The organism is Nocardia sp. NPDC051981 (assembly GCF_040680715.1).
Classification (GTDB): Bacteria; Actinomycetota; Actinomycetes; order Mycobacteriales; family Mycobacteriaceae; genus Nocardia.
The window spans coordinates 1-26,213 of sequence record NZ_JBFAXK010000002.1 but is presented as its reverse complement, the minus strand read 5'-3'; the positions used below and the strand labels follow the sequence as shown (position 1 = coordinate 26,213).

The window sequence follows — 26,213 nt, the reverse complement described above, 5'->3', positions numbered from 1 at the left end:
TTCCCTCAGGGTCGGCGGACCAGCCGGCTGCGGCCCATCGGTCCGAGGCGGCTGACCTGCATGAGCCCGACGCCCTGGGGCGCGAGTTCGGCCAGCTCGGATTGCAGTCTGTCCTGCAGTTCCTCGGCGGCGGCGCGGTGACCGGCGGCCCGCTCGTGGTCGCCGAGGTAGGTGGCCAGCTCGGCGAGGATGCAATCCATGGGCCCGAGCACCGAGGCGCCGGTCTCCAGACCGCAGACGGTGCCCGAGTACGGCAGCAGCTGCTGGTAGACGCCCAGCGCCATGGCCGGATCCTCGAGGGCGATGGCGAGGCGGGCCTTCACTCCGGTGAAGGTGGACCAGAACTGCGGGGCCGGTGGAGGTGCGGCCGCCAGCACGCGACGGGCCTCCTCCGGGCGGCCCGAATGCACCAGAGCCAGTGCGTAACCGTGGATGAACAGCTCCGGTTGGAGGGCGGTGCGCTCGCGCAGATCGTTCAGGTAGACGGACATGTCGTCGCGCAGCCAGCCGATGGAGACGGCGATGCCGACGTGCAGCGCATTGCCGTCGCGGGTCGGTTCGGCCGCGCCCTCTCCGGAGTGCGCCACCAGGTCGTCCAGTTCGCCGGAGCCCTCGCCGAGCAGGCGCAGCACCTCATCGGTATTGCCGCGCAACAGTTCCAGCACCATGCCGAAGGGCGCGATGGCGTCCAGCAGGTGCCGCAGCTGTCCGTCGGTGGCGTATTCGCCGGCCCGTCCGGCATGTTCGGCGGCGGCCACCAGGTCGGCGTCGGCCAGGGTGACGCGGAACAGCAGATAGTGTGCGAGCGCGCGGAATTCGGTGAGTTCGGCCGCGGTGGACACCTCGAGCAGCCGGGTCGCATACCGTTCGAGGTCGTGGGCGCGCAGGAAGCCGCCCGCCGCGAAGGCCGCGAACGCCTGCGCGTTGAGCACCGTGCACAGCAGGTCCGGGTCGTCGAGCGGTTCGGCCAGGGCCATGGCCGAACCGGCCAGGATGCGGGCCGCCGAGGGTTCCTCGACGGCGCGATCGAAAACGGCGGTGACATGCAACAGAATTCGCGTGCGCACCGGCAGCCCGGTATCGGCGCAGGCCAGGCGCAGCGGTTCGCGGATGCGCGGGTCGGGGGTGTGCCAGTCGTGCACCGACCAGATGAGCGGCGTCGGCCAGCAGGTGACGGCGTGCGCGAGCAACTCCGTCCCGCCCGGCGATGACGCTGTGCCGCCGAGTGATTCGGCCAGATCGAGCGCCTGCTCGCGGGCCGCCCGCGCGGCGATGTGCTGCCCGTCGTAGGCCAGCGCCACCACCAGCTCGCAGCGCGCCTCGAGCACCGCGAGCCGATCCGCGCGCGCGGCTCCCGCGCCGGTGTGCCCGGCCAGATCGTGCAGCGCGAGCACCGATCGCCACCGGCGCACGGCGTCGGCGCGCATCCGCCGCTCCACACACCGCCGCGCCGCCGCGCGCACGTATGGCAGAGCCACCGTGGCGGTTTCGGCATCCGCTCCCAGCGCCGCGTGATGTGCCAGCGCGTCGATGTCCCGCCCGCGCGGCACGTATACCGCATCGTGCGCGGAACTTGTTCCGGCGTCATCGAACTCGGGGAATCTGCCGCGGCCGGGCGGTGCCGCCGTGCCTGGGTCCGCGATGCCCGCGGCGTCCGGTTCCGGCTGTCCGGCCGACGAGTCCGTGGCCACCTCGTCGGCCCCGCGGAGGGCCGCGAGCGTCCGGTCGGTGCGACGCGCGGCCCTGGGCCGTGGCGACCCGAGGAGCGCCGCGACCAGGTGATCCGCTCCCCACAGCGCGCTGAGCACTCGATTCCCCATGCCCGGAAGGTCTTCCGTCCCGGCCGGGGTCTCGGATCGTCCCTCGTCCTGGCCGGGCGCGACCGCCGCGCGGGTCGAGCCCGGCGCTGCCGGGCCCGGTTCCGGGTCGCTGCGCAGGTATTCGAAGGCGGCCCAGTGCATTCGGGTGCGGCGCAGGGTGGGGAGGTCGTAGTAGACGGCTTCGCGGACCAGAGCGTGGTCGAAGGTCACGCGGCCGGCCCGGTCGGTGCGCAGCAGGCGCGCGGATTCGGCGGTGGCGATCAGGTCGATGACGGTGTCGGCGGGGCGGCCCGCGGAGGCTGCGAGGGTGGTGATGTCGCTGTCCTCGCCCCAGACCGAGAGGTGGCGCAGCAGGTCCACGACGTCGGCGGGGAGCTGGCCGATGCGCCGGCCCAGCAGGTCGCGCACGCTGTCGGGCAGGCCGTCGGTGGTGCCCTGGGTGGCAACGAGTTTGGCGAGTTCACGCACGAACAGCGGGTTGCCGCCGGTGCGCCGGCGTAGCAGTTCCACGGTGCGGTCGTCGGGGGCGGCGAGCCCGGCGGCGACCGCGGCGCGACGGGTGCCCGCCATGTCGAGGCCGTCGAGTTCGAGGCGGGCGGCGGTGAACAGGGCCAGGGCGGCGGCGGTGTCGCGGACGCCCGGGCCCGCCTCGGTGCCGCGCAGGGTCGCGACGATGAGGATCGGGCGGTCCCGCAGCCAGTTCACCACCTGCCGCAGCACCTGCAGGGTCGCGGTGTCGGCGCCGTGCACGTCCTCGAGCACGATGGCGATCGGCCTCCCGGCCGAGCGTTCGCGGCAGGAGCGGACCACGCGCCGGGCCAGGGTGAAAGCATCGGCGGCGGTGAAGGTTTCGGGGTCGGCGGCGTCGAGGCCGGTGAGCACCTCGGCCCAGGCCCAGGCGGGCGGCGCGGACTCGACCTCGGGGCAGCGGCCGAACACGGTGGTCCAGCCGCGGTCGCCCAGGTGTGCGGTGAGGGCGGTGGCGAGGGTGGTCTTCCCGGCGCCGGCCTCACCGGAGAGCCAGACCAGCCGCACGTGCCCGGCGGACGCGGCGTCGGCGGCGGCCAGCACGGCGGCGCGCTGCGCGCCATATCCGCTGTCCGGCAGGGGTTCCGGATCGGGCAGCGGTTCGGGTTCGGCGGGCCGCACGGGTGCGGGCGGGGTGACCGTCTCGGTGTCCACCGAGTGGGTGAGGATGGCGGTCTCCAGATCCCGCAGTCCCGGACCGGGATCCACCCCGAATTCCAGGGTGAGGAATTCGCGGCTGCGGCGCACCGTGGCGAGCGCGTCCAGCGACTGTCCCAGTCGGTACTGGGCGACGGCCAGCAGCCGCGCACATTCCTCGCGTCCGGGATGTTCCTCCAGGATGGGCCGCAGCGCCAGCACCACCTCGGCGGGCCGGTTCAGTTCCAGCGCCGCCTGGGCTCGCAGTTCGGCGGCGGTCAGTCGCAGGGCCTGCAGGCGGGCGGCTTCCTGTGCCGCCCAGGGCATTCCGGGGAAGGATTCGAAGGCGCCGCCGTGCCAGCACGCCAGGGCGGCGTCCAGCACACGCACCTGCTCCAGCGGGTCGGGTCGCCCGGCGGGGTCGCGCATGGCGGCCTCGTGCCCGTGCAACAGTTGTTCGAAGTGCCAGGAATCCACTTGGGAAGGCTCGAGATTGAGCGCGTAGCCGTGTGATTCGGACACGATGACGCGCGAGTGCGCTCGGCGCGGCCGGTCCGGCTCGAAGACCCGGCGCAGGTTGTGGATGTACACCTGCAGCGCGGCAACGGCTTTGGCGGGCGGGTCACCGTGCCAGAGGTCGTCGATCAGCCGTTCGGTGGGCACCACCCGGCCACCTGCGGCGACCAGTCGTCCCAGCACCGCGCACTGCATGGGCGCGCCCGGAGGCACGCGCTGACCGTCGATGCTGATGTGCAGTGGGCCCAGCACCCCGATGCGTATGAGCGCCATGTCGCTGTGCGACCCCCGTTACCCACTTCGAATAAAACCAAACAGGATCCTCTCAATATGACAGAAATTCTGCGACAGTACCCAGTCTTGTGACGGGGCTTAACTCGATACGAAGACGGTCCGAAGAGTTGTCCCGCACACTGCCTAGGGTGTTCGACCCCTCCCCGCCGCCGGACGCCGATCTCGCGGTCCTGCACAGCCTTCCGCATCCGGCCTGCCTGCACGACGGCGGCTACGACGTGGTGGCCGCGAACGAACCCTTCCGGAACCTGTTTCCGGGCACCGGTCCGGGCGCGAATCTGATGACGGCGATCCTGCTGGAACCCATGGCCCGCTACCGGCTGGGCGACTGGGAGGCCGAGGCGCAGGTCATGGTGTCGGCCTTCCGGTCCGCCGCCGCCGACCTGCGGCCGGATCGGGTCGAGGAGATCGTCAATCTGGCGCGCCGCTCCCCCGACTGGGATCGCTTGTGGCACAGCCATGTCATCCCCCCGGAGCCGCGCGAGCGCACGGTACTGATGAACGATCCGGTGACTCGCCGGGAACGCCGGATGTACGTGCAGACCTTCGAGTTCCAGTCACCGCAGCGGCCGTGGTGGCTGCTGACGGTGGTGCCGTTCGACTAGCCCGGTCAGGCCTCGGCGGCGGGGACCTCGAACCAGCCGTCCTCGGGTTCGGCGTAGCCGTGGTACATGAGCGGTATGCGCTGGTCCACACCGAAGTGCCGATAGACCGCGAGCATGGTGCTGCGCACGGCCAGGTCGTGGAAGTCGTCGATGCGCCGCGGGCCGAGCCAGTGCTCGGGGAGCAGTGCGAGCCGGGTCATCTCGTCCTGATCGTCCATGTCCAACCCGATGGGGCCGGGGTCGACGATGAAGTGATCGTGCAGCACCGCGTGCACATCGTGCGGATCGTGCTGCCCGGCCGCGAAGGCGAGGAAGCGGGTGCGGATGGCGGGCGAGCCGTGCTCCTGCAGCCACTCGATGAGATGCGGGTTGGGGCGCGGAATCGACCTCGCGGACAACGGGGTCTGCTCCAGCAGGTGCAGGATACTGGCGCCGGGCACGCGGGGTTCGGGGACGAGGAAGAGGCTGAGCACGGGGGATCCGGAGAGACTGTCGCAGAGGCAGACCTTGGTGCGCATGGGGTTGGTCATGCGCCACTCCTTACGCGGGAGGGGTTGCTGGCTTCGTCATCCGAATCGTGCCGGCCCGCCGAGTTACCAGACTCGGACAGATCTCTCCTCGACGCCCGACCGGTGCAACACCCGGAATTATAGTCGCCGAACACCGATCAGACCGACCGGTCTCACGGTCGATCCGATCGGTCATCCGGTTGCCGTACGGCCCGGTTACGCGCCCACCAGACGGCTGCGCTCGCTTTCTCGGGCCGGCAGCGCCGCCAGCTGGCCCTCGATGGTGGCCCGGACAGTCAGCCACTCCTCATCCAGGATGGAGTAGAAGGCGGTGCTGCGCACCTCGCCGTCCAGCCCGCGCGAGTGCGCCCGGCGCACCCCGTCGCTGGTGGCGCCGAGACGCTCGATCGCCAAGCGGGACCGGAGATTTCGGACGTCCGCACGCATGGCGATGCGCCGCACCCGCCACACGTCGAAGGCGTGCTGCAGCAACAGCAGCTTGGACTCCAGATTGATGCCGGCGCCGCGCGCCTGCGGAGACAGCCAGGTGTTCCCGATCTCGGCGGCGTCGGGCACTGCCAGCAGGGGATCTCCTGTCGGCATGCCGTGCACCAACGGCCACACCACCGGGCCCTGCCAGTAGTCGAAACGGGTGAATCGGGTCGAGCCCAATACCCGTCCACTGGCGACGGCGATGATGGCGAAGGCCAATGAGGTTCCCGCGGCATGCCCGGAAAGGGCCTGAGCGATGTATTCCAGCGCCTCATCCACACCGTGTGGGACAGGCGTGAACGCGTAGTCATCGCGATTCCCCGCAGCAGCCTCCGCAAGACCCGAAGCATGCTGCGGCGCAAGGGGTTCCAGCCGTACCAGACGGCCGGTCAGAGTTACGGGTACGGGCACGTTCCCTCGATCTTTCGGAAGGGGTCGGGGGCTCGCGTCAGGCAATGGCCGCCCCGGCCACACACTCCGGAATCGACGAACCAGCCCTGGCGCGCCAGTAGCAGCATCGGATAGTGGGATGAACGATAGCGGAACACCAGCGCACCGCGCTGCAGGCGGCATGTAAATTTCATGCGCTCTACCGCGCGTCGCACGGGCTATTTCACAGGTGTCTTACAGCCTTTCCGGCACGGCCATCCGCTACCTGCCGGCGACCCCCTTTCGGGCTGCCGGAAATGCGAATACCTATGCGGTGGAAGGTATTACTACGCCGGTCTTGCCCGCCAGAAACCGTCGTGTACCGCCCTTGCCTCCGCGAGCTCGATCGGGCCGATGACCGGCAGTGCGCGCTGACCGGCGGCGAATACCGCACGACAGGGCAGCGCCATCGTCGGGTTCTCGGGATCCGCACCGGTCAGGGCCAAGAGCTGGTCCTCACCGAGCGCATAAACCACCCGCCCGATATTTCCCCAGTAGATCGCCCCCGCGCACATTGCGCAGGGTTCGGTACTGGTGTAAAGAGTGCAGCCACGCAGAAACTCGGCGTCATAGGCGGTGCTCGCCAGCCGCACCAGATTCGTTTCCGCATGTCCCGTCGCGTCACGCGCGGTGATCACCGTGTTCTCCGCCTCCAGCAACACCCTTCCCCCGGGCTCGGCCAGCACCGCCCCGAATGGATGATTGCCGTGCTCACGCGACCGCCGCGCAACGCCGACAGCCGTCAGCAGATTTTCCATATCCCGCTCGCTGAGCGATTCGACCACCCGAACACCTTGCCACACAACCACTTCGGCGGCACCGGAGGGGTTCGAAGATCGCCGGGAGGCGGGTCGCGGGCCGCAAACGCGGGTACCTCTTGCTTTTAACAGGCACCTCACCCATTCTTAACACTAGTTGAACTAGCTTTAGGGAGGCGGCATGGCGGGCGCGGAGGAACGGCGGAGCACGGCGGATCCCGTCGAGATCCGGCTGGTCATCGGCAGCGAAAGGGTGTCCCGCGACCGGGTGCTGGCATGGGAATCACGCCGCGCCCGCGTGCGCCATCAACTCCGGGATCGGGACGGCGGGATGGAGGCCCTGCTGACCGTGCAGTTCCCGGGGGTGTTCCCGGCCCGGCTGATTCGCGAACACCAGTGGCACCTGGCCACGGAGTTCAGTAATTGGATGATCGCGGCGGGTCCGGTCGCGGCCGGATCGTCGCCGATGCGGTGATCACGGCCGCGGACCGGAGATCGCGCCGTCGAGCAGCAGATCGACGAGGCGCACGCACAGCTGCGGGTCGATCGGTTCCCGGGTGACCAGCGTGCGGAATTGCAGTGGCGCGATCAAGGTTTCGAGCAGCAGCCGCGGGTCGGTCCCCGCGGGCAGCTCGCCGCGGTCGACGCCGCGCTCGACGATCGGCCTGGTCAGTTCGAGCCGCATGGTCCAGAACGCCTCCCGCACGCGCGCCCACCGCGGTTCGCCACCGCCGAACGACAGCGCCTGATTGAGTGCCCGGCCGTGCGGCGTGCCGAGGTAGGCCGCGACGGCATCGAGCAGTGCGTAGAGGTCGGTCCGGATCGCCCCGGTATCGGGCACCGGTATCCGCTGCTCGCTGTAGCTGAGCAGGGTGTCGATGATCAGCTCGTCCCGGCTGCCCCAACGCCGATAGATCGTCGTCTCGTGCACCCCCGACGCTGCGACCACATCCGATACCGCGAACTCGCCAACCCCCTTGTCCGCCAGCACATTCAACGCCGCCTCGAGCACGGCCTCCCGCACCCGGGCAGATCTGCCGCCCGGCCGCCGCCGAACCTCGCCATCTGTCACCGAACCTCCACAAACACAAGCCGAACTGGCGTTTAGTAGTGTAGGCCGGGGGGTTGTCGCCGGGAGATCATCGGCGGAAGATCGATTGGACAGCTGTTCCGGGTCGGGGTCTGAATCGCCATCGCTCATCCAAGGAACGGAACTCGGAAATGAAGACCACAATTGCCTCGATAATCGCCGCGACCGGCATCGCGATGTCGCTCGCCGGGCTGGCCGCTCCCACCGCATCGGCCGCTCCGCCCACCCCCGTGCCGGTCACCGACACCCTCGGCTCGGTCACGTTCTGCTTCGGCGTCCCGCTGGGCTTCTTCTTCTTCAACATCTGCATCTGACGCGCAGAGCGAGGTCACGGCCCAACCGCGCACCGCGCGGTGGGCCGCTCGCTCGGACGCGGCCATTTCTCGCCCGTCTCCGAAATCACTGTCGCACAACCCCTTCAACTGCGACCGATGCACAGCGGGCACAGTCGGATCCGAGCCGAGTGGGATTCCGAAGCTGGATCGACCGTTCACGACCGTGGAACGCAGCCCGGTGATCTACCCGCGACAGGCTGGAGCGTCTGCTCGCCTCGCGGCTACAAACTCGACCGCACCGTCACCGATGTGCCGCAAGTCACGGTCGGCATCGTGCTCAACGGAGCGGATCACAAGGAGGTCGCACCATGGTCACAGCTACGGGGCGAGTGGCATTGGTGACAGGGGCCAGCAGCGGAATCGGCGCGGCCACCGCGCGTCTGCTGGCGGCGCGAGGAATGCGCGTGGTGGTCAATTACCTGCACAGCGAGGCGGCGGCCGAGGAGGTCGTGGCCGGGATCGGAGAGGCAGGCGGCCACGCGCTGGCTGTACAGGCCGATGTCCGTGAGTCCGCCGCGGTCGAGAACTTGATCGAACAGGTGCAGGCGCAGTGGGGTGGCGTCGACGTGCTCGTGCACAACGCACTCACCCCGTATGCGATCAAGTCGTTCCAGGACATGACATGGAAAGAACTGGGCGGCAAGCTCGATGACGAAATGCGTGCCGCGTTCACCGTTACCAAGGCCGTCCTGCCGACCATGACCGCCCAGGGCTGGGGGCGCATCATCTATATCGGCACCGGGCTCAGCCGCCGGCCCCGAGCGGGCATGATCGCGCTGGGCACCGCCAAAGCCGCACTCGCGCAGTTCGCTCGCTACCTCGCCCAGGAACTCGGGCCGTGGGCCATCACGGTCAATGTGGTGGAGCCCGGCCCGGTGGAGGACACCCGCATCGCGGGTGTGCTCGACGACGGGATCAAACGGCGGCAGGTGGCCGCGACACCGCTGGGCCGCCTGGCCCTGGCCGGGGACGTCGCCCAGGCGGTCGCGTTCTACGCCAGCGAGGACAACTCCTTCATGACCGGCACCACCGCCGCGGTGAACGGCGGCATGGCCATGTACTGACGAGGGAAGAACGCTCATGGACACGATCGATCTCGCCTACGTCGGTCGGGGATTTCACGAGGAACTGGTTGCGTATATCGCCGACCAACAGGACTTTTACGCCGACGAGGGCGTCCACGTCGCCCTGCGTGACGGCTGCACCTGGGATGAGGAACGACTGCGGCGGTGCGCCACCATCGGGCTCGGCCGGGCCCTGCTGTCCCGGTTGACCAATGGAATTCCCTGGGTCGCGCTGACTGTCAACACCCACCGGCCACTGTTCTGGATCCTGGCCCGCTCCGGCATGACCTCGCCGGCCGGCCTGTCCGGCAAACAGGTCGCGGTACACGCGCCCCACACCGCGCCCGGATGCTTTGCGCGGATCGCGTTACGCCGGGTCGGTCTGGACCCGGACCACGACATCCACTCGATCGCCCGCCCACCCGGCGACTACGGGATGGACCTGCGCATGCTGCACGACGGCACGATCGATGCCGCCGTCGTCGGCAGCACCATGGCACCCGAAGCTGTTGCCGCAGTTGAGGGCTGGCAGGTAGTGGCCTGGGTCGGCGAACTCCTCCAGATCCCCACCGTCGGTGTAGCCGTCGATCCGACCTACCTCAGTCCCGACGCTCCCGCGGTCCAGGCCGTCGTACGAGCCCACCGGCGTGCGCTGCAGGTGATCCACGACGACACCGATACCACGGTGCGACATCTGCGAACCTTCCTCGGCAGACACACCGCGGACGAAGTCCGAGCCCACTACAAGGCTTTCATCGCACCGTATTTCACCACCGACGGCCACGCCGACCTCACCATCGGCAATACCGCGATCACTGCGGTAGCCACCGAACTCGGGGTGCCCGTCACCGTCACCGCGGCCGACTTCTACCGCACCATCTAGCAGCCGGATGCGGCGATGCTGAGACGTATTCGACAGAACCACAACAGGTTTCACGGAACCAGACAGGTCGATACACCACCCGGAAGGACATCTCATGAAACTCGCAGTCATCGGCGGCACCGGACTGATCGGGTCGCAGGTCGTCGAGGATCTGAACGCCGCCGGACACCTGGCGATACCGCACTCGCATTCCACCGGTGTCGATGTCATCAGCGGCAACGGATTGAATGAAGCCCTGGCCGGTGCCGACGTCGTCGTCAACCTGACCAATTCCCCGACCTTCGACGAGGCCTCTCCGGCGTTCTTCCAGACCCCCATGGACAATCTCCTGGCCGCTGCCCGCCGCCAGGGCGTGGGCCATTTCGTCATCCTGTCGATCATCGGCGCGGACCAGGTGCAGGACCTGGACTACTACCGGGCAAAAGTGCTGCAGGAGAACATCCTGGCGGCCGGGTCGATCCCCTACTCCATCGTCCGGGCCACACAGTTCATGGAGTTCATCGACGCCGTGCTGTCCTGGACCACCGACGGTGACACCGTCCGACTGCCCACGACACCGATCCAGCCGATCGCCGCGAAGGACGTCGCCGCCGCGGTAGCGGAAGTCGCGACCGGCGCCCCGCTGAACGGCGCCCGCCACATCGCCGGACCCGACATCTTCCCCCTCGACGAACTGGGCCGAATCACCCTGGCCCGCAAAGGCGACAGCCGAACCGTAGTAACCGACCCCACCGCCGGCATGTTCGCCCAAGTCAAGGGCGACGTCCTCACCGATAAAGACGCCCACCTCGCCCCGACCCACTACTCCGACTGGCTCTCCTGACCCGCTTCCGCAATTGGCGAAATCAGAAAAGGCTTCACTCGAATTGATCGAGGCGGCGTCTGGGTGCGTCCCATCGCCGGTTCGAGGATCCGAACAGGTAGCAACTACCCGTGACCGACCCCACCCGCCGCGGCACCAGCATCGAGCCTGGTCTCCTTAACAAGGCACGACGGCAGTACCCCGAGGCCTTCGACCCGGCAGCACGGGGTGAGGAAGTCAACGGCACGTCGAACCACGCCGCTGGGTTCGGATTCCAGCGGTCGGTGCGGAAGCCTGACCGTAGCGAGTAGTCGACCACTCACCCGATCCGAGGATGATCGACCGTGTCACCGTGCCGATCGGGCAGCGAAATACACTGGTACACAACATCTTCAGCCGACTCACCAACGGCCACATTTCGGCCCGGACAAGGCCGGGTCAACAGATCGGGCCTGGGCCGCGGTTGCCTCGAGCAGATCCCGCAGCAGGGCGATTCCATGAGGCTATCCAGGAACGAGGTAGCGCGCCCGTAGTGAGCTGCTGGTATGCGGCATGGGGGTGCAGCGGTGGGCCGCGGGAAGCCCGGCCCGAGGCCCATCCGCCGACCTCAGACCGCGGCGAGCTCATGCTGCAGCACTTCGCTCGCGGCGCGTTCACCCGAGCGCACGGCTCCGTCGACCCAACCGCACATGACGGCCGAGCTCTCGGTTCCGGCCCAGTGGATTCGACCGCACGGTTCGCGCAGCGTACGGCCGAACTCGGTGAGCACACCGGTCGGCGTGTGACTGAGCATCCCGCCACCGGAATAGCGCTCGGCACTCCAGTCCTGCTCGATGTAGTCGACTGGGACACCGGCTTTTTCGCCGAATCGCGTGACCAATTCGTGGAGTATCGCCGTCCTGCGTTCGGCGGGATCGAGTCGACCGATCTGCCGTGCGATGGGCCCTTCGGAAATGACGCACAGGACCCCGGGCCGCCCGGCGTCGGTGCAGCCGTCGATGGTGACGGTGGCCGGCGATCCCGGCGCGGCCGACTGGCCCGACAATCCGTCGCGCCGCCAGAACGGCTCGTCGTATACGACGGAAATCTTGATGATCGAGCCACTGGGCACCCGCTGATGCAGGAACGAGCGATCGACCGGCAACATCGGCTCGTACCGGATCTGACCTGCGATCGCCAGGGGGACGGCCACGATCGCCCGACGTGCGCACACCGTCGACCCATTCGCATGCACCCTCACCCCGGCGGCGTCCTGCTCGATGCTGTGCACCGGCTGCGACAGGTGAATCGAGTCGCCGAGCTGGGCCGCCATCGGCCCGTAGATCGCACCCATGCCCCCGACCGGCCGGGCGTCCTGGGCGCCGCCCTTGACGCCGAAGACGAAGTTGGGCCCACCTCCCGATGCCATCTGATACAGCGCGAAGAGCATCGATACTTCCGAGGCGGCCGAGGTGTAACTGCCCGCGATGGCAGTCTCGAGCAGATCGTGGGCGGGCTTGGACCAGACGGTGCGATCCAGCCACTGCGCCAGGCTCATCCGATCCCACTTGTCGGCCTTCTTCGCCTCCCACGGCGCCTCGAGCGGGATCGACCTGCACATGTGCCCCAGCTCGACAAAGCTCGCGCCGAGATTCATCGACGCCCAGGGGCTCATCGTCCACGGGATCGTGCCGCTGTAGCGGTACTGCTTGCTGTCGACGACCATCATGGCCTCACCGTCGGTGTACTGCTGGTAACTCCGTACCCCGAACTCGTTCATCAAGGCCTGGATGCGGTCCTGTCCCGGCCCTATCCAGGCGCCACCGCGGTCGATCCAGCAACCATCCGCGCGCACCTCGGTGAATGTGCGCCCGCCGAGCCGGTCGCGGGCTTCCAGCACCACCACCGATCGCTCCGCCTGCTTCAGCCGCAACGCAGCCGTCAATCCCGCGAATCCGCCACCGATTACGCAATAGTCGAAGTCCGTCATCGAGAGCCGCCTTCGTCTCGAAGTTCTCCTGGCCACCATCGGGCCACGGCACCGCCCGCACCCACGACTTGACGGATGCGAACCACCTTCGATCAGACCCACACCAAATCAGCAATTCTATAGCAAATAACACGGGCGGATCGGACCAACGAAGGTAATGACAGTTACGTATGACCCCGCCGGGACATCAACATTCGCCGATCGCAGTTGAGTGGGCCGGAGCGCGGTGTCGGGACTCTCCACTGCTACCGCGGCAATCTTCAAAGCGCGAACGCACGCTGATGCCGCATCCCGCGCGGTATCGGCCGGAGTGGGCGCGGCCAACAGCGAGACCGACTGCGGCTCAGGACATCCTCTTCTGACAATTGTGCGATGTTGGACAAGCGTTCCGTGTCCAAAGTCTCGCGCGCGGTCAGGTATCGAGTGATTGCCGATCGGCGAGCCAGGTCTGTGGGTTTTCGCCGGTGGCGAGGAAGATGGTGCGGCGTCCGACTTGCACGGCGTGATCGGCGAACCGCTCGTAGTAGTGGGCGAGCAGAGCGAGATCGACAGCGGCAGTGACTCCGTCGTGCCAGTCCGGACCGCGCACCGTAGTGAACAGTTCGCGGTGCAGTTCGTCCATCACGTCGTCCTGCTGATCGAGTCGTGCGGCGTCTTCCGGATCACGGGACTCCAAAACCGCTGCGGCGCTGGTGACTATGGCAACCGCCGCCGCACCCATGTTCGCAACAAGGGGGCGGACCGAGTCCGGGACTGCATTGCCGGGGTGCCGGCGTCGGGCGGTCCTGGCGATGTGGCTCGCCAGGGTGCCCATGCGGGCGAGGTCGCCGACGAGCTGGAGGGCGGTCACGACCTGGCGCAATTCACTGGCGACCGGGGCTTGCCGGGCCAGAAGATCGACGGCGGCCTGTTCGCAGTGATCACGCATGGTCTCGATCTCCGCGCACACGTCGATGGCGTGCTCGGCCTGTTCGATGTCGGCGTCGAGCAACGCGTTCGTCGCCGACGCGACCGCGTCGCGATCACGCAGACTCATCGCAACGAGCAGCGTGGCGAGACGAGCGAGACTCGCGTGATACTCGGTCCGCATAGCTCCATCCTCGTCGAACCACGACAATTCCGCTGACCAGCGGAAAGAAGCTGACGGCGCGGCTCGGTCAATGTCTCCGCCCATCCCGCGGACTCCGACTCGGCGGTCTCGAAGGTGCGTCAACCGGTCGGCGCGAACCCTCGGAAGATCAATCGTCGGGGCGGGTGACCGACCGCCGGCAGTGCGGCCACCCAGCGACGCACGAAGACGCCTGTGGTCTCAACGGGTCTGCGTGGGTGCCGACCCGTTGAGACCACACTGACTTGTCGGCTTACTTCAGCGCTGGCCCGGGGTCGCCGAGTAGATGTGCCCGGCAAATTCGGCGAGTTGATCATCAGGCAGATGCCTGGCCAGATCTGCCTCGCTGATCATGCCGACCATCCTCTTGTTCTCGATCACGGGCAGTCGCCGGATTCGATGGCTCACCATCTCGTGCAGTACGTCCTGCACGTCGGCATCGGCATCGATCCAACGTGGCGTGCCCTCGCACAACTCGGCGCAAGACATCTTCGCTGGATCACGGCCGTCGGCAGTGCATTTCACGACAATGTCGCGGTCTGTGATGATGCCGATCATGCGCTCGTTCTTGTCGCCGATCGGCAAGGCTCCGACGCCTAGTTGGCGCATCACCTGCGCCGCGCGCTGAACGGTGTCTGTGCTGGTCATCCAATGCGCACCCGGGTGCATGATGTCGCGAGCGGTAGTCATGGTCACCTCCAGATAGGGAGCTACGGACCTCTCCAACGGTAACGACGTCGTGGTCGGCGGCGCAGCAGAATCGATCGTCCTGTCCAGCTTGCTACGTAGGGCAGCCGGGCTTGGGCGCCGTATTCAGCAAGACCGCATCTGGGCGGATGGGCAGGTCTCCTTCGTGGAGTTCCTGCGCTACAAGGAGCTGACCAACAACTCCTAGCCCACATGTGAAGCGTCGGCAGCTGCCGCGACGGTCCGATTGCTGCTCGAGCCGGGTGGATCAGAAGAGTCCGCGGGCCGATCCACCCGGCCGCTGAGCACGACGCACCTCTGGAACGTGGGGGCGGTCAGGGCATCGATCTCGCCGCCGATGGTGCAGACGTGGGCGTTGTCGAGTGTGGTCATGGCCGAGGCGGTCATGACCACACTCGACGCTGGGGCGAGACCCTTGTCCATCCGATGTGGTCAGCGGGGGATGCGCTCGTGCAGGGTGAGCAGGATGTGGTCGAATGCCGACACCGTGGCGGGCTCGGCCGGTGGCACGGCGGGCAACTCACGCAGTAGCTGCTCGGCCAGGGCGCGGAGTTTGGTGTTGGTTTCCTGGGAGCGCCACACCAGCAGCTTGAACGCCTGTTCGTCGCTGATGCGGTACATGCGCATCAACACACCCTTGGCCTGCTCGATCACCGCCCGCGCTTCCACCACCTCCGGCATCCGCGCCTCGAGGGCGTCGTGCTCGGCACGGATGAGGGTGCCGGCCAGGTCGACATAGAAGCCGGCGGTGCCGACCGCGCGGCCCTGATCGAGGATGCGGTCGGCGACCACCATCACCTGATGCTCGACACCGTGGGTGTCGATGAACCGGTGACGGCTCGAGAACGGCTCACCCAACTCCACCGAGCGGGCGATCGTCTCGGCCACCTTGTCGCGGTCGTCGGGATGTTTATGTGCCAGAAGCATTTCGGTGGTCGGCTCGATCTCGCCGGGGGTGTAGCCGTGCATGCGGTACAGCTCCGGCGACCACTCCCAGCGGCGGGTGGCGAACCAGAACCGGAAACTCCCCGTCCGCGGCCCCGGATACGCTCCCGCAGCCCACACCAGCGATTCCGCGGGCAATTCGGCATCAGAACCCATAACCGGATTATCGCGCCGGGATGCTGATGCGCTTCACCTCGCTCGGGGAATGTGCGCAGGGCGCAGGCCTTGGGGTGTCCGTGCCCGCGTGATGAACCCCGGGAATCTGCTCGGACCGTTGCCTGCCGTTGACCTTGAATATCTACTCTGGCGCAGGTCGGCCCCTCTGTGGTGGCGCAGGCCCCTCGGCATTGCCCTGGGCGTTCGTGGCATTCCTCGCGCGCGGTCGACCTCGGCGTACACCGCCGCCGAATCGACCTCACCGGTAAGCCATTCCGCAGAAGGATGGTGGCAACACAGCTGCCCGCACAGGGCCGGACAGCTCGCCAAAGCGATTCACGCACTCCAGAACCGCGAACTCGAAGCCAACCATGGATGAAAAGGCTCACTGGATGGATCACATGCGACCCGTCATATGAAACCTCCCGAATCGGTCACTGAACCGGTAACCCGGATCGGTCACTGAATCGGTAATAGGACATCCCGTGCCAATGTGTGAACTGTCCACGGTGGCCGCATCGATTATCGCTACGGTTGAAGTCACCACCGCAGGACGGGTTTCGAGTGCCTTCGGACACGCCCGCTCCGAGGTAGTGCCGCCCCGGCGGGGCATGGCTGCGGATCACGGCGTACATCGGTGATCGTTCGAAGCTGCTCGCGTGGCATCAAAGAGGTTGCACACCAATGGAACTCGTAATTTTGCCAATTTGATCATGTCGGGCATGATCTCGGCGTACGAGTTTCCGATTGGGGAGTTATCAGATGTCTTTGTCACGCAAGATCGCCTTCGGGGCCTTTGCATTCGCGGCTTTCGCCACCACCACGGCCGCAGTGGGTACCGCGCACGCGGAGGGGGATTCCTTCGGTGCCCTGGCCGCGTTCATCGATGGGCCCACCGGCCAGATGGTGCGCTACAGCTGGGGAATTGCTTCCGACCCCGCCACTGCGGATGCTACCGCGCTGAACGATTGCGGGTCCTCGAACTGCGTGGTCGTGCTGCGCTTCCAGAACGAATGCGCTGCTGTCGCCAGGTACAAGGGACACCCATCGGTCTGGGCCGTCGGCCCCACACGGGCCGACGCCGAACGCAACGCGGTCACCACTCTGGGCCCTGACACGGGACTGCTCGGTGCATTCAGCATTCCCCAGCTCGGCAAGTCGGCCTGTACGGCGAACACGCAATAGCCCTACCAGCAGTCGCGGAGTGCAACCACCAACATCTGGATCAGTCTCCGGAAGTCGAGTGTCAATGGCCGGATGGAAGTCTCCGCTGGTGGGCAGGTGAAAGTCCCCGCTCTCGTGCTGTGTGTTGTGATCGATGACTGCCCGTTATCGATCACAACCATTGGTTAGGGCCGAAGCGGCCGAGCACGAGAGGCCGGAAGATCCACCGCCCGAGTTGATCCCAGGGCCGGCGGAACGTCCGCAACTCCGATGACCGATCGGCTTTTATCGCCCGAAGACCCACTCAGCTCAGGGTCGCGCCACCGCCAAGTCCGTGCGCGAGAATGGCGACCGCCCCCGAGGACGCGCCGACGGCAGCGCCGCGCAGGCGCGCGGTGTGATCCGTCGATGAGCGCACCGCGTCATGCTACGATGTCGTGTCGTCGTCGATGTTTCCAGGTCGTATGACCTGGGTCTCCACAACATCTCCACACACGGCGCGAACCATCTCCACGCCGGTTGCCTAATGTCGGCTGCATGGAAACCAGTGCGCGCCGGATCCTGGTGGTCGAGGACGAGCCGACCATCGCCGAATCGATCGCCGCCCGCCTGCGCGCCGAGGGTTACGTCGTCGACATCGCCCACGACGGGCCCGCCGGGGTGGCGGCCGAGGCGGCCGGCGACCCAGACCTGGTGGTGCTGGATGTGATGCTGCCCGGTTTCGACGGACTCGAGGTGTGCCGCCGCATCCAGGCGCGCCGCCCGGTCCCGGTGCTCATGCTGACCGCCCGCACCGACGAGACCGACATGCTCATCGGGCTCGGTGTCGGCGCGGACGACTATCTGACCAAGCCGTTCTCCATGCGGGTGCTCGCCGCCCGCGTCCACGCCATGCTGCGCCGGGTGGAACGCACCGCCGCGACCGTGGCCACCATCCTCGTCGGTGACCTGCGTATCGACACCGATCAGCGGCGGGTGTGGCGCGCGGACAGCGAAACCCAGCTTACGCCACTGGAATTCGAACTGCTCGTGCATCTCGCGCGGCGGCCGCGCACGGTGCTCGCGCGCGAACGGCTACTCAGCGAGGTGTGGGGGTGGGCCGACGCCTCGGGCACGCGTGCGGTGGACAACCACATCAAGGCGTTGCGCCGCAAGCTGGGCGCGGACCTCATTCGCACCGTGCACGGCGTCGGCTACGCCCTGGAGACCCGATGATCGGCGAGACCGAGGCTCCGGTGACCGGGGTGCGGGCGCTCGCGAACCGGGTGGCGGCACGCTTGCCGCGGCCCCTGGACCGGGTGCCGTCGATCAAGGCGAAGCTGGCGATCCTCATGGTCGGCTCCGGCACGGCCGCGTTCGGCTACTTCGCGATCCGCATCGGCGTGTTGCCGCCGCGCGCCACCGTCGTCGCCATGGTGTTCGCGCTGCTGATCTCCCAGGTACTCGCCCACGGGATGACGATGCCGTTGCGGGAGATGACCGCCGCGGCCAAACGCATGGCGCAGGGCGACTATTCGCGCCGCGTGCGCGCCACCTCCCGCGACGAGGTCGGCCAGCTGGCGGTGGCGTTCAATCAGATGGCCGCCGACCTGGCCGCCGCCGATCAGCAGCGGCGCGAGTTCATCGCCAATGTGTCCCACGAACTGCGCACCCCGATCACCGCCCTGGGCGCGGTGCTGGAGAACCTGGTCGACGGTGTCGCCCAACCGGATCCGGCCACCCTGCGCACCGCCCTCGCCCAAACCCAGCGGCTGAGCCTGCTGGTGTCGGAACTGCTCGCCTTGTCGAGCATCGAGGCGGGCGCGATGCGCCTGGACCGCGAACCTGTGGACCTCGAGCCGCTGCTGAGCGAGGTGGTCGCCGAGGCGGAGGTGATGGCCGCCGCCGTGGACCGTCCCGTCCGCTTCACCGTCACCGTCGCCCCCGGCCTGACCGTGCACGCCGACAGCGCCCGCCTGCACCAGGTGCTGCTCAACCTGCTCGACAACGCGACCCGTCACGGCCCCGCCCACGGTGAGGTCCGCGTCCACGCCCATACCGCCCACGGCCGCACCGTCATCGAGGTCTCCGACGACGGCCCCGGCATCCCTGTCGCCGAACGCGCCCGCGTCTTCGAACGCTTCACTCGCGGCGGCCGCGCCAGCGGTGGCGGCACCGGCCTGGGTCTGGCCATCGCCCGCTGGATCGTCGACCTGCACGGCGGCACCATCGCCGTTGCCGACCCCGGCTCCCGCATCCGCGTTACCCTGCCCCCACCCTGACCGGACAGGCACTTCACACCCATTCCCGACCGGAACCCCGGCGGCGCACCGCGCTCCCCGGGCCGGTCCCGCACACCCGATGGAGGAACACATGCCCGACAAACCCACACCCACACCACCTCCCGATCCCACAGCACCGGCATCGGTGAGCTCGTCCGCCACCGAACCGGGGACTGCGACCGGCGAATTCGCCGCGCCTGTCGCCCCTCCGGCGGCGGCGACCGAGCGCGCCGCCGCGCCTGTTCCCGAACGGGCCGCAGCCACCGAGAACTCGGCTCCGCCTGTGGCGGGAGGGGCGATTGCCGATCCCGCAGTCGCCGATCCGACCCGACCTCTCGTCTCAGCGGCCGCGGTACCGCCGCTGGCGCCTGCGATGTCGGGTGCCGCGCCGGCGGGAGCCGGTGGTCCCGCTCCGTGGCCGGCCGCGTGGCCGCCCCATCCCGCCGCGGTTCCGCAACCCGGTGTGTCGTGGCCTTATCGTGCTGCGCCGCAACGGATTCCGTCGCGGTCGGAACGGGTTCCGGTGCCGAACGGGTTGCTTGCCGCCACGGCCGCTGCGGGGTGTGCGGCCGCGGTTCTGGTACCCCTGGATCGTCCCGGCATCGGATGGCTGCTCGCCGGACTCGCGATCGCGGGCACGGTGTACGCGGTCGATCGTGCGGCGCGCAACGCGGTCCGGGACGACGAGGACGACTCGGACCGGGATGACTCCGACCGCGACGATCGGGAACCGCGGCAAAGCCATCCGGCCGATACCGATCCCGGTGAGGTGGCCGCGGCGCGGGCGGCCGATGAGGCCGGCACCGATCGGACGCCGGCCGAGGCGTATTCGTCGCAGGGGAACGGTCCGGCTGCCGATTCAGCCGGCCTGTTGTCCGGTCGTCTCGCGGAGGTGCCCTGGGGTCGTGTCTGGTGGACGGGTGTGGCCTTGGCCCTGCTGTCGGTGGGTGCTTTCCGGGCCGCGCCATGGCTTTTCGTGCTGTGCCTGGCCGGTGCGGCGGTGGCCGGGTCGCTGGCGGTGGTGCCGCGGTCGGCGTACGGGGCCTGGTTCGACGTGCTCGCGGTGCCGTTCGCGGGCCTGAATTCGTGGCCGTGGCTGTATCGGGCCATGACCGGCACCCGGGAGCGGGTGGGGACGGGCACGCAGCGCGTCTGGTGGTCGATCGGTGTGGCGGCGGCGCTGCTGCTGATCGTGGTGCCGTTGCTGGCGGGGGCCGACGCGGTCTTCGCGGGTCTCGTGGACGGGCTGATCCCGGCCGTCGACGTTCCGGCGGTGATCCGGTGGGGTGTGGTGTTCGTGGTCGCCGGGTCCGGGGTGGCCGGGGCGTTGTACCTGCTGGCCGGTCCGCCTCCCGCGGCGGTGGACGACGACTCGTTCTCCGATCGGGGCCGGGGCGTGCGCCGATTCTCGCCGCTGGAGTGGGGAATCCCGGTGGGCGCGTTGACGATCGTGTTCGCGGCGTTCGTGGCCACCCAGGTGGCGGTGCTGTTCGGTGGCGACGGCTATGTGCAGCGCACCGCGAGCCTCACCTACGCCGAGTACGCGCGCAGCGGCTTCTGGCAGTTGTCGATCGTGAGCCTGCTGACCCTCGCCGTGATCGGGGTCGTGCTGCGGTTCGCCGCGCAGAACGGTGCCGCCGAGCGCCGCTGGCTGCGGATCGCGATCGCCGTGGTGATCGGCCTGGCGTTCGTGATCGTGGCGTCGGCGCTGCACCGCATGTGGACCTATCAGCAGGCGTACGGGTTCACCCTGCTGCGGCTGCTGGTGGAAGTGTTCGAAGGCTGGATCGCCTTGGTGTACCTGCTGCTGCTCGCCAGCCTGGTGCGCCTGCGCCGGTACTGGGTGCCGCGCGTGGCCGTCGGCGCCGCCCTGACGACCCTGCTCGCCTTGTCGGTCCTGAACCCGGAAGGTTTCGTCGCAGACCGCAATATCGCGCGCTGGCAGTCGGGCAAGTCCCTCGACACCGACTACCTGTCGGACCTGTCCCCGGACGTGCTGCCCGCCACCGACCGGCTGCCCGACCCCCAGCGCTCCGCCATCGCGAACGCCGTCCGCGAACGCGTGAAGGACGATTCCTGGCAGGGCTGGAACTACTCGCGCGCGACCGCGTCCCGCTGATCAGCCGAAGCTGACCGGTGTCCAGCTTTGCCCCGCGTCGCGGGTGGCGAGCATCATGGTGGGCACCGGCCCGCTTCCGGGGCGGCCCAGCACCACGAAACCGGTTGTCTCGGTAACGAACTCACCCGACAACGGCTGCCAGCCGCGGTCGGGTGTGGTGTAGGCGGTGGTCCAGGTCTCGCCGCCGTCGGTGGATGTCAGCAGGCATTCATCGACGGCGGCGACCAGATGGGTGGCATCGGCGGGCAGTAGCACGGCCTTGGCGGACCGCGACGGGGACAGCTGCCAGGTCTCGGTGAACTGACGCCACCGTCGACCGAGGTCACCACCCGGGTGGTGCTGCCCTCGGCGGACGGCGGGAGACCGCACAGCGCCACGAGCCGCTTCTCCGATACCGCGTGCCAGTCGGCGGGCCCGCTGCTCCCGCATGGCAGCTGCCACGGCGTCCACGTGGCGTCGACCAGCCGTGCGCCGTTCTTGCCGCGGCCGGTGACCACCATCCAGGCACGGCTTCCGGTAGCCGACACCTCGGGGACTGGGTAGGGGCCGACGGCTCCGGGCACCGACACCTCGATGGGCCCGGTCAACGCATCGCGGGTGATCGGGCTGGTGAACACTGCGGTCTGCTCATCGGCCTGCGTGGCCGCCACCCACACGGTGCCCTCGGACACGGTGAGCGACCACGCCGGTTCCGCCGTCTTGATCTCGATATCGGTCTCGCGCCAGGTGGTTCCGCCGTCGTGGGTGGCGAACAGCTTGTCGCGAGTCCCGATCCAGCCGTTGCGGGCGTCGGCGAACTTCACCCATCCACCGTGGTGACCGGCGTCGCGCAGCGGGGTCGGGAGCGGCGTCTCCCGCCAGGTGCGCCCGCCGTCGGTGGTGTGAGTGCCGGCCCTCCTCGATAGCGGTGGCCGTCGACGCACTGTCAAGCCGCATACCGCGCTGACCGAACCGGCGAGACCGCGGTGCCGGCGGAAACGACTGAGCAGAGTCTCTACCTGCAGCGATACACACGCTGCTCTATTTCTTCGCAGAAGTTCAGACGTTGAAGCGGAATTCGACCCCATTGACATGCCATATCTGCACGTCAAACCCCCTGCTCACACATCGAGTCACGTTCCGAAGCAGAATAACCTCTGCGCCTCTCCTCGACCCAACCGGCGCTGGCGCCTCGTGAGATCCGACGCGCCGGCCGCATCGTCCGGCTGACTCTAGCGAACTCAAGTGCGCGCTCATGCCGAATGCCGTGCGATGGGCCTAACCCTGTAGTCGGCGCGTCCGACCACCAGTTTCCTGACGGAACACAGGTCAGGTTGCAGGTTCAGGCCCACTGACGCGCAGTGCTGACCTCGCCACTCCGCCGCATCGTGCGCTGACCGAACCAGCCAGCGTGGCCCGATCAGCGACGCAACCGACTGTGGCACAGCGATATCCGCTCATATCGATTGCAGAGCTCGTTCCCGTCGCCCACCGTGTCGATCTACTCGGACCGCAACCGATCGGCCGACCTCCTCAGTACCGTTCGGGTTCTCACCGACAGCGTGTCGCTCTCGGCCAGCCGGTCTACCCTGGGCACGATTCGTGGTAGACCGGGCATCGCCTGCCCCACCTGCGATTCGAGCGCGGAGGCGCCTACTTGTGCGGGTTCCTCACCAGGACGAGGCAACGTGACAGGTGGCGGCGGCGGAGCCGCTGGTGCTTCCTGTCCGGAAGGCATGCACAGCCGCGCTCCCCGTCAGGCCGATCACCGGGGCTCCCCCCAAGTCGGGAGGAGTGTAATCGGTCGACATCTGGCTGGTGATCACGCCGTTCGCACTCTTTTGCATGGCGACGACATGCAACGGTATGTCGTAGCAATCGAGGTCGATCTGAACCTCGTAGGTGTCACCGTAAAGCTTCGTCGGGAAGGGGCTCCCCCCGAGGACGATGCCGTCGAGGGTGACCCACACCGGAGCCGAGTCCGTAGCATAAACAGCGATGTACGCGCTGCAACCCGGGCCGTCGATCCCGCCTTTGGCGCAGTACGCCGCGACTTTGGTGATGTCGGCAGAGGCCGGTGCCGCCCCCAGCGCGAGACTGGCTGCCGCCGCGGCAGCCAGGACACCGAACCCCTTGCGGGCCAGTGGCTTCAGCTTCATGGCTGGTAGATCTCCTTGCCTCCCCCGGAGAAAGGCCACCGGGTGTCAGAGAGCTTAACGACCCGGCCAACATTCAGAACCGAATTCGTTTCACAAATTGGGGCGTTGACACCACGAACATCCCAGGGCTGCGGCCTCCGTCCGCCAACCGCGACCGGCCGACCTGTAATGCCGCATACCGCGCTGACCGAACCGGCCAGCGCGACCCTCTCTGAATGCATGTGGGGCTGTGGTGTTGGGGTACACCCCAGCACCGCACTTCGACGTGCGCCGAGAAGTGTGACTCGCAGCGGTAGATGGCGGTGTTGTCGCGCCCTCAGGTGGCACCGGCGCCCGGAACCTGTTGCGGCTAAAACGTCCGCTACTGCCGAATGCAGGATGCTCGTCAGCTGCCTCAAGCCGCCCGTCCAGGGTCTGCAGCCCCTGGACACAGCCCGCCTCTACGGCGGCCGCCGCTACCTTAGGTGAGCCGGGTGTCGGCGAAGACCATCATCGCGTCGCGGTAGTACGTCGCAAGCCCCGCAGCGATACGGTCGAAATTCTCGGCGTAGGCCGGATCATCGTACGTACGGGCCAACGCCTTGAACGCACGAGCATCCGGCTCCCAGCTCGCGCGCATGAGCTGGTACGCCGTCTCGATCTCTGCCTGTACGGATGGGTCGCTTACCGCTGTCTTGGATGCCATGAACTCGGCCATCCGAATCATCGCTGCGGTCGTTTCTCGTTGTATCCGCTCGATGTCCTCGGCGCTGAGCGAGTCGATGAACTGTTGCGACCGCTGCCGGACCTGTTCCTGATCCGGCCAGTCGTTACTTTGCACTGCCTCGTACTGGTTCGGGTCGAAACCTTCGAAAAGGTTCTCCGGCCTGTTGATTTCGGTCACGGCTCCTGTTCCCTTCTGGCTCTCGAGTTCCTCGATGGTGCGGGCAAGTGTGTGTGCCACCCGAGTGAGACGATCACGCTTGTGCGTCACCCTCGCGTGGTGCTCGCGCAACCCCTGCACGTGGTCGGTTTGCCCGTCGAGAATCGCCGCGATGGCATCGAGCGGCATATCCAACTCGCGCAACACGAGAATCTGCTGCAACCGCAGCAGTTGCTCCTGCTCGTAGACGCGGTAACCGTTACTGCGAATACTGGCGGGCGAGAGCAGCCCGATCTCGTCGTAGTACCGCAACGTGCGCGGCGTCACGCCAGACATGCGGGCAATCTCGGCAACAGACCAGGACACCCGTCCTCCTACTTGGAACTCGGCCGGCCGATCCGGCACCTCGACGCTAAACATGCACGCAACGTGAACCTCAAGACCCGCAGGCCCCAGAGCGGCACGGCAGGGCGGAGCCGAACGCACTAATCTGCCGCATACCGCGCTGACCGAACCGGCCAGCGCGGGGGCATCTGAAGATCAACGGGCCCTGCCGATTCGACGCCGACGGAACGTCCGCGCGCGAGCCGAGAATGGGCGCTTCACCTGAAGCTAACTTGTGGCACTGCGTGACACGAAAGTCCAGGCGAGATCGTCAAATCGCGATCTAGACGGCTCGGAAGGTCTGGTTGGCGATCAAGTACGCGTCATCCGCCGAAGACCTGTGCAGCGTGAATGACGTCTCGAACGGACGAGTATCTTCGGCCCCGTCCAGCACGAGATCTCCAGTCACACGAAGAAGCGCAGAGACATCGGTGTCCGACTCGACGTCAAACGCGTTGGCGCTGTATCCAGCCCGCGGGAATCGGACGAGCTGTTCGAAGATGGCCGCGGTGCCCACGTACGGGGTGTCTCCGACCGTGAGTTGCGCATCCTCGGCGTACCAAAGCTCCAGTGCGCGTTGTCGGGCCGTGAGCTGCGCGAAGTAGAGAGTGGCGAAAGCCTTGGCATGCTCTTGAGTGAAGCATTTCTCGACGGTGTCGTTGACCATGACAGTTCTCCTGATCAATTCCAGGAAGTGATTCGCGCAGATGTCGGGCCGGTTCTCCGCCGTTGTCGCCAGCGCCGCCACCAGAGCATGCAGGTCCTGCGTCGCAGCCACCTGAGCAGCCAGATAGTCGCGATGCGCGGCCAGCACCCGCGCCATCGCCACGGTGCCCGCGAGCACGTTCGCGATCTGGTCCAATCCCAGACCCAACTGCCGCAAGGCCAAAACCTGATACAGGCGCGCGACATCGGCTTCGGTGTAGAGCCGATGACCGGCTTTGGTGCGCCCGGCCGGGCGGACCAACCCGATGCGGTCGTAATGATGCAACGTCCGCACCGTCAATCCGGCCTCGGTCGCGAGCTCACCGACCTTCCACACCTGCTCGATTCCCGTCTCGCCCATCCGATTCCATCTCACTTCCACCGACGCACCTCGCGCGGGTACCGCCGACGCTAGGACCTGACGTGACGTCAGGAGCAAGCCGAAACTTCCTCCAGAATCTCGCGACAACAGTGCTGCGGGAACATCCTGTATTGCCGCTGATCGTGCTGATTGAACCGACCAGTGCGGACTGCGCGAAGATCAACGGGGCAAGCTGATTTGAAGTCGGCGAAGCCTATGCATCTGCTCCAGGGCGGGCGATCTTGGTCATTTGACCTTGAGTGGGTTCGAGGTCCGAAGATTGTGGCATGACAACCACGGACCGGTCGCCCTTCACTGACCGACTCGCCGGGGCATGCACTGTCCTGCCGTACATGGCTCGATTCGACCACGCGGCCCGGCCCCATCCAAAGACCAACGCCCCGAGATCATCTCGGGGTTCGTGTATGCGAAAGAGGGTTTTGGCGTCCATCGGCACAGGCGCCGTTCGCGCTGTTCAGCCCCGCGCCGATGCCCAGACGCGAAACAGAGCGAGCGCCTCGGTCAGATTGCGCGGACCACAGGCCAGGTGGAAGGTCTGCTCAGCCGTCCAG

Annotated in this window: 25 protein-coding genes; 10 read left to right on the top strand and 15 right to left on the bottom strand. The window is 67.5% G+C overall.

All coding sequences use genetic code 11. The annotated features are described in order from the left end of the window. Positions 1–5: 5 nt before the first annotated feature. Positions 6–3,773: a BTAD domain-containing putative transcriptional regulator gene (locus AB0L60_RS04025; RefSeq protein WP_364606927.1), complete on the bottom strand. Its 3,768-nt coding sequence runs from the start codon at positions 3,771–3,773 to the stop codon at positions 6–8. Positions 3,774–3,922: 149 nt separating this feature from the next. On the opposite strand from AB0L60_RS04025, the gene AB0L60_RS04020 reads away from it, so the two are divergent. Then, entirely contained in the window at positions 3,923–4,399 is a 477-nt protein-coding gene (locus AB0L60_RS04020) for a hypothetical protein (RefSeq protein WP_364606924.1), read from the top strand. Between the two features lie 5 nt (positions 4,400–4,404). Here AB0L60_RS04020 and AB0L60_RS04015 read toward each other — a convergent pair whose 3' ends face one another. The 3 genes from AB0L60_RS04015 to AB0L60_RS04005 all read right to left on the bottom strand — a co-directional run bounded on the left by AB0L60_RS04015 (position 4,405) and on the right by AB0L60_RS04005 (position 6,614). Then, the gene (locus tag AB0L60_RS04015; protein WP_364606921.1) at positions 4,405–4,929 is read right to left on the bottom strand and encodes a hypothetical protein; all 525 of its coding nucleotides are present in this window, start codon (positions 4,927–4,929) and stop codon (positions 4,405–4,407) included. A gap of 195 nt (positions 4,930–5,124) precedes the next feature. Next, the gene (locus AB0L60_RS04010; RefSeq protein ID WP_364606918.1) at positions 5,125–5,811 is read right to left on the bottom strand and encodes a GNAT family protein; all 687 of its coding nucleotides are present in this window, start codon (positions 5,809–5,811) and stop codon (positions 5,125–5,127) included. 305 nt (positions 5,812–6,116) lie between these two features. After that, positions 6,117–6,614 carry a nucleoside deaminase gene (locus AB0L60_RS04005; protein ID WP_364606915.1) on the bottom strand — a complete coding sequence of 166 codons (498 nt, stop codon included), beginning with the start codon at positions 6,612–6,614 and terminating at the stop codon, positions 6,117–6,119. 154 nt (positions 6,615–6,768) lie between these two features. Between AB0L60_RS04005 and AB0L60_RS04000 the strand changes: the two genes are divergently transcribed. Continuing rightward, positions 6,769–7,062 carry a hypothetical protein gene (locus AB0L60_RS04000; RefSeq protein WP_364606912.1) on the top strand — a complete coding sequence of 98 codons (294 nt, stop codon included), beginning with the start codon at positions 6,769–6,771 and terminating at the stop codon, positions 7,060–7,062. Here AB0L60_RS04000 and AB0L60_RS03995 read toward each other — a convergent pair whose 3' ends face one another. Then, positions 7,063–7,659 (bottom strand): TetR/AcrR family transcriptional regulator, encoded by a 597-nt coding sequence (locus tag AB0L60_RS03995; RefSeq protein WP_364606909.1) that lies wholly within the window; start codon positions 7,657–7,659, stop codon positions 7,063–7,065. Between the two features lie 149 nt (positions 7,660–7,808). Between AB0L60_RS03995 and AB0L60_RS03990 the strand changes: the two genes are divergently transcribed. The 4 genes from AB0L60_RS03990 to AB0L60_RS03975 all read left to right on the top strand — a co-directional run bounded on the left by AB0L60_RS03990 (position 7,809) and on the right by AB0L60_RS03975 (position 10,782). Beyond that, entirely contained in the window at positions 7,809–7,991 is a 183-nt protein-coding gene (locus tag AB0L60_RS03990) for a hypothetical protein (RefSeq protein WP_364606906.1), read from the top strand. 329 nt (positions 7,992–8,320) lie between these two features. Continuing rightward, the gene (locus AB0L60_RS03985) at positions 8,321–9,076 is read left to right on the top strand and encodes an SDR family oxidoreductase (RefSeq protein ID WP_364606903.1); all 756 of its coding nucleotides are present in this window, start codon (positions 8,321–8,323) and stop codon (positions 9,074–9,076) included. Positions 9,077–9,092: 16 nt separating this feature from the next. Then, a complete protein-coding gene (locus AB0L60_RS03980) occupies positions 9,093–9,959 on the top strand; it encodes an ABC transporter substrate-binding protein (RefSeq protein ID WP_364606900.1) in 867 nt (288 codons plus the stop codon). A gap of 94 nt (positions 9,960–10,053) precedes the next feature. Beyond that, on the top strand, positions 10,054–10,782 hold the full coding sequence (locus AB0L60_RS03975) for an NAD(P)H-binding protein (RefSeq protein ID WP_364606897.1): 729 nt from the start codon (positions 10,054–10,056) through the stop codon (positions 10,780–10,782). A 586-nt stretch (positions 10,783–11,368) separates the two neighbouring features. Here AB0L60_RS03975 and AB0L60_RS03970 read toward each other — a convergent pair. The 5 genes from AB0L60_RS03970 to AB0L60_RS03950 form a co-directional block, all read right to left on the bottom strand. Beyond that, positions 11,369–12,730 carry an FAD-dependent oxidoreductase gene (locus tag AB0L60_RS03970; protein ID WP_364606894.1) on the bottom strand — a complete coding sequence of 454 codons (1,362 nt, stop codon included), beginning with the start codon at positions 12,728–12,730 and terminating at the stop codon, positions 11,369–11,371. 412 nt (positions 12,731–13,142) lie between these two features. Then, the gene (gene phoU / locus AB0L60_RS03965) at positions 13,143–13,820 is read right to left on the bottom strand and encodes a phosphate signaling complex protein PhoU (RefSeq protein ID WP_364606891.1); all 678 of its coding nucleotides are present in this window, start codon (positions 13,818–13,820) and stop codon (positions 13,143–13,145) included. Positions 13,821–14,096: 276 nt separating this feature from the next. Beyond that, positions 14,097–14,528, bottom strand: a complete 432-nt coding sequence (locus AB0L60_RS03960) for a CBS domain-containing protein (protein WP_364606888.1) — start codon at positions 14,526–14,528, stop codon at positions 14,097–14,099. 201 nt (positions 14,529–14,729) lie between these two features. Then, complete coding sequence (locus AB0L60_RS03955; protein WP_364606885.1) at positions 14,730–14,933, bottom strand: hypothetical protein; 204 nt, start codon at positions 14,931–14,933, stop codon at positions 14,730–14,732. Positions 14,934–14,978: 45 nt separating this feature from the next. Further along, complete coding sequence (locus tag AB0L60_RS03950; protein WP_364606882.1) at positions 14,979–15,647, bottom strand: PAS and ANTAR domain-containing protein; 669 nt, start codon at positions 15,645–15,647, stop codon at positions 14,979–14,981. A gap of 762 nt (positions 15,648–16,409) precedes the next feature. Here AB0L60_RS03950 and AB0L60_RS03945 point away from each other — a divergent pair. From AB0L60_RS03945 to AB0L60_RS03930, 4 genes are all read left to right on the top strand, one after another. Beyond that, entirely contained in the window at positions 16,410–16,832 is a 423-nt protein-coding gene (locus AB0L60_RS03945; RefSeq protein WP_364606879.1) for a DUF4189 domain-containing protein, read from the top strand. A 516-nt stretch (positions 16,833–17,348) separates the two neighbouring features. Continuing rightward, entirely contained in the window at positions 17,349–18,026 is a 678-nt protein-coding gene (locus AB0L60_RS03940; RefSeq protein ID WP_364606876.1) for a response regulator transcription factor, read from the top strand. After that, on the top strand, positions 18,023–19,072 hold the full coding sequence (locus AB0L60_RS03935) for an ATP-binding protein (RefSeq protein ID WP_364606873.1): 1,050 nt from the start codon (positions 18,023–18,025) through the stop codon (positions 19,070–19,072). The genes AB0L60_RS03940 and AB0L60_RS03935 overlap by 4 nt, the downstream gene beginning before the upstream one ends. 523 nt (positions 19,073–19,595) lie before the next feature. Then, positions 19,596–21,191, top strand: a complete 1,596-nt coding sequence (locus AB0L60_RS03930) for a DUF4173 domain-containing protein (RefSeq protein WP_364606870.1) — start codon at positions 19,596–19,598, stop codon at positions 21,189–21,191. Here AB0L60_RS03930 and AB0L60_RS03925 read toward each other — a convergent pair whose 3' ends face one another. The 5 genes from AB0L60_RS03925 to AB0L60_RS03905 form a co-directional block, all read right to left on the bottom strand. Further along, a complete protein-coding gene (locus tag AB0L60_RS03925) occupies positions 21,192–21,446 on the bottom strand; it encodes a hypothetical protein (RefSeq protein ID WP_364606866.1) in 255 nt (84 codons plus the stop codon). Beyond that, positions 21,389–21,994, bottom strand: a complete 606-nt coding sequence (locus tag AB0L60_RS03920; protein WP_364606863.1) for a hypothetical protein — start codon at positions 21,992–21,994, stop codon at positions 21,389–21,391. Before AB0L60_RS03920 ends, AB0L60_RS03925 begins: the two co-directional genes overlap by 58 nt. An 846-nt stretch (positions 21,995–22,840) precedes the next feature. Continuing rightward, on the bottom strand, positions 22,841–23,329 hold the full coding sequence (locus AB0L60_RS03915; protein WP_364606860.1) for a hypothetical protein: 489 nt from the start codon (positions 23,327–23,329) through the stop codon (positions 22,841–22,843). Positions 23,330–23,789: 460 nt separating this feature from the next. Next, complete coding sequence (locus AB0L60_RS03910) at positions 23,790–24,611, bottom strand: MerR family transcriptional regulator (protein ID WP_364606857.1); 822 nt, start codon at positions 24,609–24,611, stop codon at positions 23,790–23,792. A gap of 247 nt (positions 24,612–24,858) precedes the next feature. Continuing rightward, complete coding sequence (locus AB0L60_RS03905; RefSeq protein WP_364606854.1) at positions 24,859–25,641, bottom strand: MerR family transcriptional regulator; 783 nt, start codon at positions 25,639–25,641, stop codon at positions 24,859–24,861. Positions 25,642–26,213: the final 572 nt, after the last annotated feature.

Coding starts and splice junctions, on each gene's coding strand:
- AB0L60_RS04025 (WP_364606927.1), bottom strand. CDS start 3,773: ATGGCGCTCATACGCATCGGGGTGCTGGGCCCACTGCACATCAGCATC.
- AB0L60_RS04015 (WP_364606921.1), bottom strand. CDS start 4,929: ATGACCAACCCCATGCGCACCAAGGTCTGCCTCTGCGACAGTCTCTCC.
- AB0L60_RS04000 (WP_364606912.1), top strand. CDS start 6,769: ATGGCGGGCGCGGAGGAACGGCGGAGCACGGCGGATCCCGTCGAGATC.
- AB0L60_RS03990 (WP_364606906.1), top strand. CDS start 7,809: ATGAAGACCACAATTGCCTCGATAATCGCCGCGACCGGCATCGCGATG.
- AB0L60_RS03985 (WP_364606903.1), top strand. CDS start 8,321: ATGGTCACAGCTACGGGGCGAGTGGCATTGGTGACAGGGGCCAGCAGC.
- AB0L60_RS03980 (WP_364606900.1), top strand. CDS start 9,093: ATGGACACGATCGATCTCGCCTACGTCGGTCGGGGATTTCACGAGGAA.
- AB0L60_RS03975 (WP_364606897.1), top strand. CDS start 10,054: ATGAAACTCGCAGTCATCGGCGGCACCGGACTGATCGGGTCGCAGGTC.
- AB0L60_RS03970 (WP_364606894.1), bottom strand. CDS start 12,730: ATGACGGACTTCGACTATTGCGTAATCGGTGGCGGATTCGCGGGATTG.
- phoU (WP_364606891.1), bottom strand. CDS start 13,820: ATGCGGACCGAGTATCACGCGAGTCTCGCTCGTCTCGCCACGCTGCTC.
- AB0L60_RS03960 (WP_364606888.1), bottom strand. CDS start 14,528: ATGACTACCGCTCGCGACATCATGCACCCGGGTGCGCATTGGATGACC.
- AB0L60_RS03955 (WP_364606885.1), bottom strand. CDS start 14,933: ATGACCGCCTCGGCCATGACCACACTCGACAACGCCCACGTCTGCACC.
- AB0L60_RS03950 (WP_364606882.1), bottom strand. CDS start 15,647: ATGGGTTCTGATGCCGAATTGCCCGCGGAATCGCTGGTGTGGGCTGCG.
- AB0L60_RS03945 (WP_364606879.1), top strand. CDS start 16,410: ATGTCTTTGTCACGCAAGATCGCCTTCGGGGCCTTTGCATTCGCGGCT.
- AB0L60_RS03940 (WP_364606876.1), top strand. CDS start 17,349: ATGGAAACCAGTGCGCGCCGGATCCTGGTGGTCGAGGACGAGCCGACC.
- AB0L60_RS03935 (WP_364606873.1), top strand. CDS start 18,023: ATGATCGGCGAGACCGAGGCTCCGGTGACCGGGGTGCGGGCGCTCGCG.
- AB0L60_RS03915 (WP_364606860.1), bottom strand. CDS start 23,329: ATGAAGCTGAAGCCACTGGCCCGCAAGGGGTTCGGTGTCCTGGCTGCC.
- AB0L60_RS03910 (WP_364606857.1), bottom strand. CDS start 24,611: ATGTTTAGCGTCGAGGTGCCGGATCGGCCGGCCGAGTTCCAAGTAGGA.
- AB0L60_RS03905 (WP_364606854.1), bottom strand. CDS start 25,641: ATGGGCGAGACGGGAATCGAGCAGGTGTGGAAGGTCGGTGAGCTCGCG.